Consider the following 14,984-nt stretch of genomic DNA (forward strand, 5'->3'; position numbering starts at 1 on the left):
AACGCGTGTTATTTGTTGCGTCCAAGCGGCACCACTAACGGCGTTCCGGCAACCGGATCGTCGATAATCATACAGCGCAGTCCATAGATTTTTTCAATAAGCTGCGCGGTGACGATCTCCTTCGGTGCACCCTCGGCAATAATTTTTCCGTCACGCAGCGCAATCAGATGCGTTGCATAGCGACAGGCCTGATTCAGGTCGTGCAAAACGGCGGCCAGCGTGTAACCTTTTTCCCGGTTTAGCTCACTCAGCAGTTCCAGCAGATCGATCTGATGACTGATATCCAGCCAGGTGGTGGGTTCATCGAGCAGCATAATCGACGTTTCCTGCGCCAGCACCATCGCAATCCATGCACGCTGACGTTGTCCGCCGGAAAGGGTATCCACACTTTGTGATGCCAGGTGGGTGATACCCGTCGCCTGCATGGCGTTTGAGACCGCAATTTCATCCTCTTGCCGCCAGCGGGTAAACAGCGGCTGGTGTGGGTAGCGTCCGCGAGCAACCAGCTCCTGTACCGTAATATCTCCCGGCGTGGTGGCGTTTTGCGCCAGCAAACCTATTCTGCGGGCGACTTCTTTGCTGGCATAGTGCTGAATATGCTCGCCATCGAGCCAGACCTTGCCGTGCGCGGGCGTCATCAGACGACTCAGCGTGCGCAGTAGCGTTGATTTCCCGCAGCCGTTTGGCCCGATAATCGCGGTGAAATGGCCGTCGGGAATCGATACATTGAGGTTTTCCGCCACGGTAAACTTGCCATAACCCAGCGTTAACTGGTCGCCACGCAAACGGGCTACTGATTCGATCATTTTTTGCGGGACTCCTGAATTAACAAGACGATAAGATAAATACCGCCGAGGCTTACGGTGACAACGCCCACCGGAAGCTGATAAGGCATAAACAGCTGTTGGGCGCATAAATCCGCCATCAGCAACAGCAACGCGCCGCACAGCGCCGACAGGGTTAATCCCCAGCGCGATGTACCGCTTATACGTCGCGCGATATGCGGCGCGACTAGAGCAATAAACGAGATAGGACCGGCCAGCGCGGTGGCGGCAGCGGTCAGTACTACCGCAACCAGCATCATCATTAGACGTGAACGCTCAACGCTGACGCCAAGCGCACAGGCGCTGTCATCACCCATTTCCAGTAAACGCATCCGGCGTACCAGCAGCGCGGCGCATACCAGCATGATGATAATCAGCGGGGCAGAAGGCCAGGTTTTGGCCCAGGTCAGGCCATTGAGCGATCCGGCGTTCCACAGCCCAGCCGTCAGCGCTGTTTCTAATGATGCTTTCAGCAGCAGCCAGGTGTTGAACGCCACCAGCATGGCGCGAATGCCGATACCAATAATAATCAGCCGGAAGGTGTCGATCCCATTGCGCCAGGCGAGCGCCCAGACCACCAGAGAGGTCAGGATCCCGCCCAGCATGGCCGCCAGCGCGATAGCGGTGAGATGCTGTCCGAACAGCACCATTGCCACCAGCACACCGCTCCAGGCTCCGGTATTGAAACCCATCACATCCGGGCTACCCAGCGGGTTACGCATCAGTGACTGAAATATTGCGCCGCTCACACCGAGAGCCGCGCCAATCAATAGCGCCATGAGCACGCGTGGCAAACGCCATTCGGTTACCACCAGCGTAATACTGCGCGGCGCATCGCCGAGCAAGGCGGCAATAATTTGCTGGGTTTCCAGCGTAACAACGCCGCTACGCAGGCTCCACAAACCAATGACGAGACAACCTGCAACCAGCAGCAGGCTGCTGATTATCAGGCGGCGGGAGAGGTGCATCATGCGCCACCTCCGCGCGATTTACGACGTACCAGAAAGATAAGCACCGGTGCACCGATAAACGCACTGACTACCGACACGCGCAGCTCGCCGGGAACAATCAGGCGACCGATTATATCGGCAATCAGTAACAGAGAAGGCGTTGCCAGTAGGGTTACGGGCAGTGACCAGCGGTGATCCGCCCCCACCAGCCAGCGCGCCATGTGCGGCATCATTAGGCCAATAAAGGCGATAGGACCAACAATCGCGGTCGCACTGCCGCACAGTACGGTAATAACCAGCAGGCCAATAAACTGCGTGCGAGCGACTTTACTGCCAAGCGCGGTAGCGGTGTCGCTGCCGAGACTCAGGCTATTCAGAGCGCGACTGAGGAACAGTGCGACAGCCGCGGCAATCAGTACCGGTACCAGCACAACTTTCAGCGTTTGCAGGCTGCGGATATCCAGTGAGCCGGCTTGCCAGAAACGCAGCTGATCGTAAACGTCCGGGTTGAGCAGGGCGATGCCGGTGGATAATCCTTCCAGCACCGCGCCCAGCGCGACGCCCGCCAGGGTCAGACGTACCGGGCTTAACTGCCCGCCGCCCTGACTACCGGTAAAAGCTACGATCAGCGATGCAGCCAGCGCACCGCAAAAGGCCATCAGCAGCTGTTCTTGCGCAGAGGAAAAGCCGAACAGCGCGGCCCCCAGCACAATAGCGAAGCTGGCGCCGGAGTTGACACCCAGAATGCCGGGATCGGCGAGAGGGTTACGCGTGAGCGTTTGCATTAGTGCGCCAGCCAGGCCCAGCGCACCACCGGCGAGCAGCCCCGCCAGAGTGCGCGGCAAGCGCGCGTCCAGCACGATGGTGCAATCAGCACTTTGACAACTGCCGGTGAGCGCATCCAGCACCACGGAGGCAGGTAGCGACTTGGCGCCAATAACCAGACTTAATACCGTGGTGAGAACAAGTAATAACAATAGTCCGGGCACGGCGAAGGCGCGTGTCGCGGAAACAGAGCATGACATATCAACTTCCCTGATAATGATAGTAATTATCGTTATCGATCTTATTTGGATATGTTAGCATGTGCAGCCATCGAATGGATATTGAAAAAGTACCTGGTAAGGCTCTGTAATGAATCGACAATCCTGGCTGCTCAATCTCAGCCTGTTAAAGACCCACCCAGCATTTCGCGCTGTCTTCCTCGCCCGTTTTATTTCCATTGTCTCTCTGGGGCTACTCGGCGTGGCGGTTCCGGTACAGATCCAGATGATGACCCAGTCGACCTGGCAGGTGGGTTTGTCGGTGACGTTGACCGGTAGCGCAATGTTTATTGGCCTGATGGTGGGCGGAGTGCTGGCCGACCGCTATGAGCGTAAAAAAGTGATCCTGCTGGCGCGTGGAACCTGTGGTATTGGCTTTATTGGCCTGTGTCTGAATGCGCTGCTGCCCGAACCGTCGTTGCTGGCGATTTATCTGCTTGGCTTATGGGATGGTTTCTTTGCCTCTCTGGGCGTGACCGCATTGCTGGCTGCGACGCCAGCGCTGGTTGGGCGCGAGAATTTGATGCAGGCCGGGGCGATTACCATGCTGACGGTGCGTCTGGGATCGGTAATTTCACCGATGCTTGGCGGGGTGCTGCTCGCGACTGGCGGCGTGGCCTGGAACTACGGGCTGGCGGCGGCGGGAACCTTCATTACCTTACTACCGTTGCTGAGCCTTCCTGCGTTGCCGCCTCCGCCGCAGCCGCGCGAGCATCCGCTGAAATCGCTGCTGGCAGCATTTCGCTTTCTGCTTGCCAGCCCGCTGATTGGCGGCATTGCGCTGCTCGGTGGTCTGTTAACCATGGCGAGCGCCGTGCGTGTGCTGTATCCGGCATTGGCGATTAACTGGCACATGTCGAGTGCGCAAATTGGCCTGCTGTATGCGGCTATTCCGCTGGGGGCAGCCGTGGGCGCATTGACCAGCGGACAACTGGCGCACAGCGTTCGCCCGGGACTGATTATGCTGGCATCGACCGTGGCTTCATTTCTGGCTATCGGCCTGTTTGGCTTGATGCCCGTCTGGCAGCTTGGTGTGGTTTGTCTGGCGCTGTTTGGCTGGTTGAGCGCGGTCAGCTCTTTGTTGCAGTACACCCTGTTACAGACGCAGACGCCGGAAGCGATGCTCGGGCGAATTAACGGTTTGTGGACGGCGCAAAACGTCACCGGCGATGCGATTGGCGCGGCGTTGTTAGGTGGTCTGGGCGCGATGATGACGCCGGTTGCTTCGGCAAGCGTGAGTGGATTTGGACTGGTGATTGTCGGTCTGTTACTGCTGCTGCTGTTGGGAGAAGTGCGCCGATTCCGGCAGGTCCCCGTGAATGTCTGATCGCGTTGTGCTCTACGGTTGTAGGCCGGATAAGGCGTTAGCCGCATCCGGCGCTGAACATTAAAACAGAGCCGACAGACGTTGCAGCAGCAGCGTGGCGCTGTAGTAGTCGAGACGGAAGGTTTCCGTACCCAGGGAGTAAACGCGTTTATTCTGCACGGCTGGCAGATGCGCCAGAAGCGGATTGGCGTAAATAGCGTCGACATCTTTGCTGTCGCCTGCAAACAGGAACAGCGCTTCGCCGTTCAGGCTTGCCGCCAGGTTCTCACCGCCAAGCTGGATGATATCGTGGCGTTTGCCCTGACTCTGGCTGGTGTGCAAGTTGGCAGGCAGCGTTGCCAGCGTGAACCCTAACTGCTCCATCAGCTTGCCTTGCGCTGACTCAGGCGTCCACAGGTTGGCGCTGTGCGCCGCGGCGGTATATACCAGCGCGCTGACCGGCTGTGGTGGCAGGGTAATATGTTGCTTAACCGCCTGAAGTTGCTTATCAAACTCGGCAATTCGCGCAGCTGCCTGTTGCTCCTGACCGGTAATTTCACCTAACTGGGTCAGCAGCGACTGCCAGCTTTTATCGTCGTAATTAATGATGAGCGTTGGCGCAATGGTGGACAGCTGATCGTAAAGCGCGAGGGCTGAATCGCCCCCAGTGGCGCTTATCAGAATCAGATCCGGCATTTGAGCTGCGACGGCCTCGGCGCTCGGTTCGCCGATATACAGGCGGCTCAGTTTGCGTTCTTTTGCTACTTCGCTCCACTGACGTAAAAAGCCCTGCGCATCGCCGATGCGATTGTTCGGCGTAGTGGCACCGCTGGCAATGACCGGGGCATCAATCGCCAGCAGCGAGCCGGTGAGGGTGACGCTGGTGGAGACAATTCGCTGTGGCTTATGCTCCAGCGTATGCGTGCCGCGACTGTCAGTAACCTGACGCGGCCAGTCGGCGGCGTGACCTGAAGAAATTCCTGAAAGAGATAAACCTGCCAGTAAGAGCACGGTGCGGCAAAAAGAGGGGAGACTCACGAATCGGCTTCCTGTTATCAGTATAAGTAATGCTTCTCATTTTCATTGTTAGCGAGCAAGGATGCAAGCCAAAGTCGCACATTGTGCTACCACAAGAGTTGACATACCGCCGCTTTACTTTTAGGTTAGCGACCAAAAATATAAATGATAATCATTATTAGAGCCTTTATCATTTTTGGAGGATGATATGGATACGTCACTGGCCGAGGAAAAAACGCAGACTATGCCGACGCTCGCTCCCGACAGTTTTTTCTTTATGTCGCCGTACCGTAGTTTTACGACGTCAGGATGCTTCGCCCGCTATGCGGAACCGGCAATTGATGGCGATTCGCCAGACAGCCCTTTCCAACAGAAAATGAACGCACTGTTTGCTGATGCCAAATCGCAGGGCATCGTGAACCCTGTCATGGTCGGGGCGATTCCCTTTGATACCCGCCAGCCATCATCGCTGTTTATTCCCCAATCATGGCAGAGCTTCTCTCGTACGGCGAAGCAGCAATCATCACGTTACTTTACCGCGCATCAGTCGCTGAACGTCGTTGAACGTAAATCGATCCCGGAACAGGACTTTTTTGAAGATATGGTCGCCCGGGCGGCAGCGCTGACGGCAACCCCGGAAGTCGACAAAGTGGTGTTGTCACGCCTGATCGATATCACCGCCGATTCCAACATTGACAGCGGTGCGCTGCTGGAGCGTCTGGTGGCGCAAAATCCAGCGAGCTACAACTTCCATGTACCGATTGAAGACGGCGGCGTATTGATTGGTGCCAGCCCGGAACTGCTACTGCGCAAAGAAGGCGATCGTTTTAGCTCACTGCCGCTGGCAGGCTCGGCACGTCGTCAGCCAGATGATGTGCTGGATCGCGAAGCAGGGATCCGCCTGCTGGCGTCTGAGAAGGACCGCCATGAGCACGAACTGGTGACTCAGGCGATGAAAACGGTATTGCGCGATCGCAGCCGTGAATTGCAACTGCCTTCTTCTCCGCAGCTGGTTACCACGCCGACGCTCTGGCACCTCGGCACGCCGTTTGAAGGTAAAGCCAACCCGCAGGAAAACGCCCTGACGCTGGCGTGCCTGCTGCATCCGACGCCTGCGCTAAGCGGCTTCCCACATCAGGTTGCGCGCAAGCTTATCGCCGAGCTGGAGCCGTTCGATCGTGAATTGTTCGGCGGTATTGTCGGCTGGTGTGATGCCGAAGGTAACGGTGAGTGGGTGGTAACGATCCGCTGTGCGAAGCTGCTGCGCAATCAGGTGCGTTTTTTTGCCGGAGCAGGAATTGTTCCAGCCTCTTCCCCGGTTGCGGAATGGCGTGAAACGGGGGCCAAGCTCTCCACGATGTTGAATGTTTTTGGACTGCATTAAGAGCCTTATTGACCAGGCTTCTGAGGAGCGATAATGAGTATTCCTTTCACCCGCTGGCCGGAGGAGTTTGCCCGCCGCTATCGTGAAAAAGGTTACTGGCAGGATTTGCCGCTGACCGACATTCTGACCCGTCACGCAGAAAGCGATCATACGGCGGTAATTGATGGTGAACGCCATCTGAGCTATCGCCAGCTAAATCAGGCCGCTGACAATCTCGCCTGCAGTTTGCGTTGCCAGGGGATCAAACCCGGCGAAACCGCGCTGGTGCAACTGGGCAATGTGGCTGAGCTGTATATCACCTTCTTTGCGCTGCTCAAACTGGGCGTAGCTCCAGTGCTGGCGCTGTTCAGCCATCAGCGTAACGAACTTAACGCCTACGCCAAACAGATTGAGCCGGCACTGCTGATTGCCGATCGCCAGCATACGCTGTTTAGCGGCGACGATTTTATTAACGCTTTTGTGGCCGAACACAATTCAGTGCGCGTGGTGTTACTGCGTAATGATGAAGGTGAACACAATCTGCAAACGGCGATAAACCAGCCTGCGACAGATTTTTCCGCCACGCCATCGCCTGCTGATGAGGTGGCGTACTTCCAGCTTTCTGGCGGGACGACCGGGACGCCAAAACTGATTCCTCGCACTCATAACGATTACTACTACAGCGTGCGTCGCAGCAATGAGATTTGCCGCTTCACCGGGGAAACGCGTTATTTATGCGCAATCCCGGCGGCGCATAACTACGCCATGAGTTCGCCAGGCGCGCTGGGCGTATTCCTGGCCGGTGGCACCGTGGTACTGGCGGCGGACCCGAGTGCCACGCTGTGTTTCCCGTTGATTGAACAGCATCAGGTTAACGTCACGGCGCTGGTGCCGCCTGCGGTGAGCCTGTGGTTGCAGGCGATTGCGGAGTGGGGCAGTAATGCGCAACTGGCTTCGCTGAAACTGCTACAGGTCGGTGGCGCAAGGCTTTCCGCCACGCTTGCGGCACGTATTCCGGCTGAGATTGGCTGCCAGTTGCAGCAGGTCTTCGGCATGGCGGAAGGGCTGGTTAACTATACCCGTCTGGACGACAGTCCTGAGCGCATCATCAATACCCAGGGGCGCCCGATGTGTCCCGATGATGAAGTCTGGGTAGCAGACGCTGACGGCAACCCTTTAGCCCAGGGAGAGACCGGACGCCTGATGACGCGTGGTCCGTACACCTTCCGCGGTTATTTCAAAAGTCCTGATCATAATGCCAGTGCCTTTGACGCCAACGGCTTTTACTGTTCCGGCGATCTGATCGCTATCGATCCGGATGGTTACATCACCGTTCAGGGGCGTGAAAAGGATCAGATCAATCGCGGTGGGGAGAAGATCGCCGCTGAAGAGATTGAAAACCTGCTACTGCGCCATCCAATGGTGATCCATGCCGCGCTGGTCAGTATGGATGACGAACTGATGGGTGAGAAAAGCTGTGCCTGGCTGGTGGTGAAAGAGCCGCTGCGCGCGGTGCAGGTGCGCCGTTTTCTACGCGAACAGGGCATAGCGGAATTCAAATTACCCGATCGTGTTGAGTGCGTTGAGTCATTACCGCTGACTCCAGTGGGGAAGGTAGATAAAAAACAATTACGTCAGTGGCTGGCATCACGTTCACTGGCCTGAAGGAGAAATAGAAATGGCAATTCCTAAACTGCAGGCTTATGCGCTTCCAACGGCGCTCGATGTTCCGGTGAACAAAGTCGACTGGGCATTTGACCCTGAACGCGCCGCGCTGCTGATCCACGACATGCAGGATTATTTTATCGGCTTTTGGGGCGATAACTGCCCGATGATGGAGCAGGTCGTCGCGAACATCGCCGCGCTGCGCCAGTACTGCAAAGAGCATAACATTCCGGTGTATTACACCGCTCAGCCGAAAGAACAGAGTGATGAAGACCGCGCTCTGCTCAATGATATGTGGGGACCGGGCCTGACGCGTTCCCCGGAACAACAAAAGATCGTTGAGGCGCTGGCGCCGGATGAAGCGGATACCATTCTGGTGAAATGGCGTTATAGCGCATTTCATCGTTCCCCGCTGGAACAGATGCTCAAGGAAACCGGGCGTAATCAACTGATCATTACCGGGGTGTATGCGCATATCGGCTGTATGACCACCGCAACGGACGCCTTCATGCGTGACATCAAGCCGTTTATGGTTGCCGATGCGCTGGCGGACTTTAGCCGTGACGAACACCTGATGTCGCTGAAATACGTGGCGGGACGTTCCGGGCGTGTGGTAATGACCCAGGAATTATTGCCGACACCGGTCCCGACCAGTAAAGATGCGTTGCGCAGCGTTATTCTGCCTCTGCTGGATGAGTCTGAAGAGCCGATGGATGACGAAAACCTGATCGACTACGGGCTGGATTCCGTGCGCATGATGGCGCTGGCGGCGCGCTGGCGTAAGGTTCATGGTGACATTGATTTCGTGATGCTGGCGAAAAAACCGACCATTGACGCATGGTGGGCGCTGCTCTCCCGCGAGGTGAAGTAATGGCTGGATTTGATTTTGCCGGGAAAACCGTCTGGGTAACCGGCGCGGGTAAAGGGATTGGCTACACCACGGCGTTGGCATTTGCGGAGGCTGGTGCTGAGGTGACAGGATTCGATCGCGAATTTCCTCAGGATAACTACCCGTTTGCGACCGAAGTGCTGGATGTGGCGAATGCCGGACAGGTAGCTGAAGTGTGCCAGCGCGTCCTCAAAGCACGCGAGCGTTTAGATGTGTTGGTCAATGCCGCAGGTATTTTGCGTATGGGGGCCACCGATGCGCTGAGCGCTGAGGAGTGGCAGCAGACGTTTGCGGTTAACGTTGGTGGGGCGTTCAATCTGTTTCAGCAGACGATGGCGCAGTTTCGTCGCCAGCAGGGCGGGGCGATCGTGACCGTCGCGTCGGATGCGGCGCACACGCCGCGTATCGGCATGAGTGCTTACGGCGCGTCAAAGGCCGCGTTGAAAAGCCTGGCGCTGACCGTCGGACTTGAACTGGCGGGCAGCGGTGTGCGCTGTAATGTGGTGTCGCCAGGCTCGACCGACACCGATATGCAGCGCACGCTGTGGGTTAGCGATGACGCGGAGCAACAGCGCATTCGTGGATTTGGCGAGCAGTTTAAACTCGGGATTCCGCTGGGGAAAATCGCCCGGCCGCAAGAGATCACCAACACTATTTTATTCCTCGCTTCCGATCTGGCCAGCCACATTACGTTACAGGATATCGTGGTGGACGGCGGTTCCACACTGGGGGCATGACGATGATCTGGAAGCGTCATTTAACGCTGGATGAACTCAATGCCACCAGTCAGAACACGATGGTGGCGCATTTAGGCATGGTCTATACCCGGCTGGGTGATGATGTGCTGGAAGCCGAAATGCCGGTGGATAGCCGCACGCATCAGCCATTTGGCCTTCTGCACGGCGGCGCATCCGCGGCCCTGGCGGAAACGCTGGGTTCAATGGCGGGTTATCTGATGACCCGCGACGGGCAGTGCGTGGTGGGGACGGAACTCAACGCCACGCATCATCGGGCGGTATCGCAAGGGAAAGTGCGCGGTGTCTGCCAGCCGCTGCACCTCGGGCGTCAGAGCCAAAGCTGGGAAATCGTTATCTTTGATGAACAGGGACGACGCTGTTGCACCTGTCGTTTAGGCACTGCAGTGATGGGGTGAAGATAAGCGCGTCGTTTAGACGCGCTTCGTGACACCAGTTACCAGCTATAGCGCAGATTAAAACTCCCGTTGAGATCGCGGTAGTCGTTATTACCTTTCTGACCCGCCGCCTGGACGCTGACGTTCCACTGGCTATTGAGATTCGCCTGAATTCCCACTTTTAGCTCGCTGCGATCGGCAGGAAGATCCTGTTTTACCGTTGCGTTATCAAATGATACGGCCAGATCGTCGGTGGAGTGTAGCCAGTTAATCTCTGAGAATGGCCGGACGGTTGCATCGACGAATGAAAGCTGGCTATCAATTCGCAGACCAAGACGTGTGGTCCAGCTATCGCCATTTTGCCCGTCTATGCGTGTACCATTTGTCTCAACGCTATCTGCCTCGTAGCGTTGCCAGATAACCTGCGCCTGTGGCGTCAGGCTTACTGTGTTAGCGCTGCTCATATTCATGTCGTAGCGATAACCGCTTTCCAGCGAAATCGCGTGAGCCAGGGAGTCGTAATGCGTTGAACCGGCATTGCCATTCTCGACGCTATTATTGTAGAAGCCATACTGATACCACGTATCAACATACCAGCCGCGATGTTGCCGGGCATCAGAGAACCAGGTGGCATACGCGCCAAGATTGTAACCGTCGATATCGCCTGTGGCTGTAAACTGACTGCCATCCGCGCCACGATTTCCGGTGCTGTCGGTACTGCCGTCAAGGTAACTGGCCATCAGGCCAAACGTGATGCTTTGTTGTTCATCGCGCCAGATAGCAATATCGCTGCCAAGCTGAAACTGGGTGTAATCGCTGTCCATGTCGATATTGCCGTTGACAGCTGATGTGTCCGTTTTTCCGCCTTTAATTCGCGCCCAGACGCTTCCTTCGGCCGAGCGGTACTGGCTACCTTCACGATCGAATAGCGTTTGCATCTGCAGGTTACGCGCCAGCCATTGGTTGCCCAAATAGGCGCCGATGTCGGCGCGATATTGTGGATTTGACGGAGTAACGTTGCTGCCGCCGTCATCAGGATCAACCGGTGTGACGTCGCTGCCGCCGTCATCAGGATCAACCGGTGTGACGTCGCTATCGCCGTCATCAGGATCAACTGGCGTCACGTCGCTGCCGCCATCGTCAGGGTCGACAGGCGTCACGTCGCTGCCGCCGTCATCAGGATCAACTGGTGTCACGTCGCTGTCGTCAGGATCGATCGGAGTGACGTCATCATCCGGGTCGTCGGGTGTTTCTGCTTTGGAACGCAAATACCAGCTTTCGTTATCTTCATACAGACGATACTCATACAGGCCGATTTGAATCTGATTGCCAAGAGAAAATGCGTCATCCGATGATATCCCTCCGACGTCGACAATCTCGATACCTTGATCGGTATATGCACCCACGCCATCCACATTATTGATGTAGAGCGTGGTGCTGCCGTTAACATTACCCGAGACAATGAGCTGGTCGGTTGGTGAATTATCATCGCCTAAACTGGCGTTAAGTGAGAGCTGAGCGCCGTTGCCCGTGTAGTCGCCGTTGATGATTAACGCATTCCCGGGAGTCGTGCTACTGCTGCGGATTACACCTTGATTGGTTACGTTACCATTAACGATAAACTGGCTATCTGGCGTTGTACGATCACCAAAGCTTAGCAGGCCGACGTTGTTCACAGCACCGTTGATTACCCCGTTACCGCCAAGAGTGGCTCCAGCTTCAACATCGATGCTCTGCTTGCTCCCTTCAGAGCCAATAGCGCCAGAACTAGTCAACCACAGCGTTCCCTGCTGAATGTCTGTGATTCCGCTCCAGGTATTCTTTGCGGTAAGGGTGAGCGTGCCGTCTCCTTTTTTGGTCAGACTTTTACCGTCCCATCCCGTGGTGGCGTTGGGTGAGGTATCTGCAAGCAACCCATTGACGGTAAATGTCTGGCCCGCGTTCAGGGTGAACGTACCGTGTGCAGGCGTAGAGACCGCGGCGGAGTCTCCGGCGTACCAACTGAGCCCCACGCCCAATTCATATTGGGTATTATCAAGGGCATTAACCTGACCAGAAATCGCGATATAGTCGGGCAGGGTATCCGGATCGGTTGAGATCGAAGCGAATTCGCTCACGATTGCGGAGTTGGCATCAATTAGCGTAACCGTGTCGATGTCTGCCAGTTGATTGTCTGAGGTCAGCGCGTTGAGATCCAGCGCATTACCCGAATTGCTGATGTGTAGATCGCCGCCAGGATTAACCTGTCCGCCGGTAATTAGCGGGTTAGCGGACTGACTGGCCAGCGCCGCGGCGCTTAAATCGACGCTGAGAATACTGCTTTCTTTCAGCGTGACCTCGTCAGCATGCACAGTGCTGTAAGTTCCGGCTGTGTGGTCTGCCGCCAGCTCAAGGGTTCCTGCGTTGGTCAGCGTCGTGAGCGTGGAATCATCGGTAACCCGCCACTGGCTCTGCTCGGCAAGGTTAAGATTGAGGATTGAATCAATCCCCTGAGCGTTGAAGCTTTCATTAACCGAGGTTGCTCCGGCGAAATAAGAACCCGCGTCCATATTGAGGTTGATATATCCCCAGCCGCTGTTAACGATGTCGCCGGTTATGGTCATTTTTCCTGAGCCACTTACCGTCCCGCCAGGTAGAACATTCCCGCCCGAGGAAACTTTCGGGTTCCAGATGGCAACGCCGCCGTCGGCGATGATGGTGGTATCGCCCGTCAGATTCACGATACCGCCTTCTTGCACCACCACGCCGTAACCACTGCCGTTAGCGCCGGTCATATCAATGGTCAGATTCTCACCATTGATGATGCCTGCATGGGTAAAATCCCCATCGCCGATGGCCCAAAGACTGTAAGGATTTTTACCGCTCATGATGATATCCGTATTGGATATATTGATCGTCGCGCCACTGTATTGGGCTGATGCGCCATAGCCGTTAACCGCGTAGATAGTGTTTCGCTGCTCTGCGGAACCGTTGAAATTTATGGTTGTCGGTGCGCTGTAAGGGGTGTTGGCCACAATACCGTTGGTCGTGTGGCCTGTGGAATTTCTTCCATCAATGCTGCTGCCTTCACCAATGTTGGCGACGGCGGCATGCATGCTGCTCATTAGTGTAAGAGCGGTGGACTGCGCGGTCGTGACGGTCAGATTTCTGGCATTGAATTCACTGTATCCTCGGCCGGTCAGGTAAATTGTTGATGCAGTCCCGTTTGCGCTAATGGCGCTGTCTGACCCTAAATCAACCACGCCGCCTTCTATTCGAAGCCCTTCCGTCTTCTGGCCGGTGACGTCAATGGTGAGGTGGTTGGCCTTTACTGTTCCGATGGCATCATCTTTACTGGTTGCCGAATAATCCTCAACAATCATCCCGTATCCTTCGGAGAAACCGTGCACGGTGATGGTGGGATCATTGCCAAAATCCACGTAGCCGCTGATGTCCGCGCCTGTACCGTTTGCGCGCTCGTTAGAGGTTGTGGAAAGGGTGATATCAAGGTTATCTGCCGTAAAATAACTTTGTGAACCAGAAACAAGTCCATATGCCGTACCTCCAGGCGTTGAGAGCGTAATTGCGCTGTTCTTGCCCAGATTAATTTGGCTGTATTGCCCCTCCTGGATACCATAAATCGTGGTGCCTGTTCCTGTCTCTGATACGGTGAAATCAATGTTCAGCCCGTTCGCGTTAACCTGGGTGTTTTTTCCAAGATAGAGCGCGCTGCCGCCGGCTGTGCCGCTGGTTAATTCTATGCGGCTGTCATCCCCAAAATTGAGCGTGGTACCATTTGCCCAGTATGTGTCGATACCTACAGCCTTACCGGTTGCATCGGTGTTAACCTGGATTAATCCAGCGTTCATGGTTAACGTATTATTGTCGTCATAGAAATAGACACCCGTCGCATTACCATTTTGGGATTCGGTGATAATTTTACTCTTGTTGCCGAAGTTCAGCGTGGTGTTTTCTGTATGAACGTTAATTCCGTAAGCATCTTTTTTACTGATGGTGTTAATTGATATATTCTCGGCGTCTATATTTGTGCCTGGACTGGTGTTGTTAATATAAAGACCTGTGGTTGATGCTGCTTTCGCCGTTCCTGTGTCTGTAACGTTAATCTGTGTACCGGTACCTAAATTATTATTGGCGCTGTTATCAAGTTTTACCCCAATAGAACCACTATCACCGGTAACGTTAATGGTGGTTTTACCATTAATCTGTACGCCTTGCCCCCCTGAGGACAGACTTTCGATACCCGTGGTTCCATCGACAGATGTCACGGTATCGCCATCATTTAAGTTGATGGTTTCACCGCTAAGTGGGCCGTAGTCGCTGGCATGAACGCAATTTGCCATTAATCCAACTGCCGATAACACCAGGCCTGCGACGGTTGCGCGAACCCGTTGATCGCCCTGCGAGAGTTCTGACGTCACCACAAACATATTTCTCGCGATATTCCAGACGATGCGATAGCATTTATTCATAATTTATATCCTTATACGGCCGTCCTGAACAACCTGGCGCTGAAAAATTCTGCTGAATTAATTTTATTTTTTTTATGTGGGGTATTTTGTCATTAAAACTGGTGCTGCAGGTATATTCTTTGTTTTGAAATTGGTGATTAAGGTGAAATAAAGCACTTACTGCATACAAAATCAGGATGGTCTGAATCTCTAAGAGCAATAACCGTTAAGCTGAGAAAGTCAGGTTAATATTGTTAATTAATATCCTTATTAATAGTAAAAAACATTAAGTGGCACGCTCAGCATCATGCTGAGAGGAGAATTGGATAAAACATAGAGGTGTTGGC

The 14,984-nt window shown here is 55.0% G+C and carries 11 protein-coding genes; 6 read left to right on the forward strand and 5 right to left on the reverse strand.

Going from position 1 to position 14,984, the window contains the following annotated elements; genetic code table 11:
- Window positions 1-8: 8 nt before the first annotated feature.
- From fepC to fepD, 3 genes are read right to left on the reverse strand one after another with little or no spacing between them, the layout of a single operon-like run.
- Window positions 9-806 carry an iron-enterobactin ABC transporter ATP-binding protein gene (gene fepC / locus OGY08_RS23360; RefSeq protein ID WP_032941813.1) on the reverse strand — a complete coding sequence of 266 codons (798 nt, stop codon included), beginning with the start codon at window positions 804-806 and terminating at the stop codon, window positions 9-11.
- Window positions 803-1,795: an iron-enterobactin ABC transporter permease gene (fepG, locus tag OGY08_RS23365; RefSeq protein ID WP_008784056.1), complete on the reverse strand. Its 993-nt coding sequence runs from the start codon at window positions 1,793-1,795 to the stop codon at window positions 803-805. The genes fepC and fepG overlap by 4 nt, the downstream gene beginning before the upstream one ends.
- The gene (gene fepD / locus OGY08_RS23370; RefSeq protein ID WP_003831192.1) at window positions 1,792-2,799 is read right to left on the reverse strand and encodes a Fe(3+)-siderophore ABC transporter permease; all 1,008 of its coding nucleotides are present in this window, start codon (window positions 2,797-2,799) and stop codon (window positions 1,792-1,794) included. Before fepD ends, fepG begins: the two co-directional genes overlap by 4 nt.
- A gap of 109 nt (window positions 2,800-2,908) precedes the next feature.
- Here fepD and entS point away from each other — a divergent pair, with 109 nt between their 5' ends.
- Complete coding sequence (gene entS, locus OGY08_RS23375) at window positions 2,909-4,144, forward strand: enterobactin transporter EntS (RefSeq protein WP_003831193.1); 1,236 nt, start codon at window positions 2,909-2,911, stop codon at window positions 4,142-4,144.
- Window positions 4,145-4,204: 60 nt separating this feature from the next.
- Here the strand turns inward: entS and fepB are convergent, their stop codons facing one another.
- Window positions 4,205-5,161 carry a Fe2+-enterobactin ABC transporter substrate-binding protein gene (gene fepB / locus OGY08_RS23380; protein ID WP_125362485.1) on the reverse strand — a complete coding sequence of 319 codons (957 nt, stop codon included), beginning with the start codon at window positions 5,159-5,161 and terminating at the stop codon, window positions 4,205-4,207.
- A 187-nt stretch (window positions 5,162-5,348) separates the two neighbouring features.
- Between fepB and entC the strand changes: the two genes are divergently transcribed.
- The 5 genes from entC to entH are packed head-to-tail and all read left to right on the forward strand — an operon-like array spanning window position 5,349 to window position 10,210.
- Window positions 5,349-6,524 carry an isochorismate synthase EntC gene (gene entC / locus OGY08_RS23385; protein WP_125362486.1) on the forward strand — a complete coding sequence of 392 codons (1,176 nt, stop codon included), beginning with the start codon at window positions 5,349-5,351 and terminating at the stop codon, window positions 6,522-6,524.
- A 33-nt stretch (window positions 6,525-6,557) separates the two neighbouring features.
- A complete protein-coding gene (gene entE, locus OGY08_RS23390) occupies window positions 6,558-8,168 on the forward strand; it encodes a (2,3-dihydroxybenzoyl)adenylate synthase EntE (protein ID WP_125362487.1) in 1,611 nt (536 codons plus the stop codon).
- Window positions 8,169-8,181: 13 nt separating this feature from the next.
- On the forward strand, window positions 8,182-9,039 hold the full coding sequence (locus OGY08_RS23395; protein WP_003831197.1) for an isochorismatase: 858 nt from the start codon (window positions 8,182-8,184) through the stop codon (window positions 9,037-9,039).
- A complete protein-coding gene (gene entA, locus OGY08_RS23400) occupies window positions 9,039-9,794 on the forward strand; it encodes a 2,3-dihydro-2,3-dihydroxybenzoate dehydrogenase EntA (protein ID WP_032942661.1) in 756 nt (251 codons plus the stop codon). Before OGY08_RS23395 ends, entA begins: the two co-directional genes overlap by 1 nt.
- 2 nt (window positions 9,795-9,796) lie before the next feature.
- Window positions 9,797-10,210: a proofreading thioesterase EntH gene (gene entH, locus OGY08_RS23405; RefSeq protein WP_032944336.1), complete on the forward strand. Its 414-nt coding sequence runs from the start codon at window positions 9,797-9,799 to the stop codon at window positions 10,208-10,210.
- Window positions 10,211-10,248: 38 nt separating this feature from the next.
- Here the strand turns inward: entH and OGY08_RS23410 are convergent, their stop codons facing one another.
- Window positions 10,249-14,658: an autotransporter outer membrane beta-barrel domain-containing protein gene (locus OGY08_RS23410; protein WP_125362488.1), complete on the reverse strand. Its 4,410-nt coding sequence runs from the start codon at window positions 14,656-14,658 to the stop codon at window positions 10,249-10,251.
- Window positions 14,659-14,984 lie beyond the last annotated feature (326 nt).

Origin of the sequence: Citrobacter sp. Cpo069 (genome assembly GCF_030332785.1) — a bacterium.
Taxonomy (GTDB): domain Bacteria; phylum Pseudomonadota; class Gammaproteobacteria; order Enterobacterales; family Enterobacteriaceae; genus Citrobacter; species Citrobacter portucalensis.

Coding starts and splice junctions, on each gene's coding strand:
- fepC (WP_032941813.1), bottom strand. CDS start 806: ATGATCGAATCAGTAGCCCGTTTGCGTGGCGACCAGTTAACGCTGGGT.
- fepG (WP_008784056.1), bottom strand. CDS start 1,795: ATGATGCACCTCTCCCGCCGCCTGATAATCAGCAGCCTGCTGCTGGTT.
- fepD (WP_003831192.1), bottom strand. CDS start 2,799: ATGTCATGCTCTGTTTCCGCGACACGCGCCTTCGCCGTGCCCGGACTA.
- entS (WP_003831193.1), top strand. CDS start 2,909: ATGAATCGACAATCCTGGCTGCTCAATCTCAGCCTGTTAAAGACCCAC.
- entC (WP_125362486.1), top strand. CDS start 5,349: ATGGATACGTCACTGGCCGAGGAAAAAACGCAGACTATGCCGACGCTC.
- entE (WP_125362487.1), top strand. CDS start 6,558: ATGAGTATTCCTTTCACCCGCTGGCCGGAGGAGTTTGCCCGCCGCTAT.
- OGY08_RS23395 (WP_003831197.1), top strand. CDS start 8,182: ATGGCAATTCCTAAACTGCAGGCTTATGCGCTTCCAACGGCGCTCGAT.
- entA (WP_032942661.1), top strand. CDS start 9,039: ATGGCTGGATTTGATTTTGCCGGGAAAACCGTCTGGGTAACCGGCGCG.
- entH (WP_032944336.1), top strand. CDS start 9,797: ATGATCTGGAAGCGTCATTTAACGCTGGATGAACTCAATGCCACCAGT.
- OGY08_RS23410 (WP_125362488.1), bottom strand. CDS start 14,658: ATGAATAAATGCTATCGCATCGTCTGGAATATCGCGAGAAATATGTTT.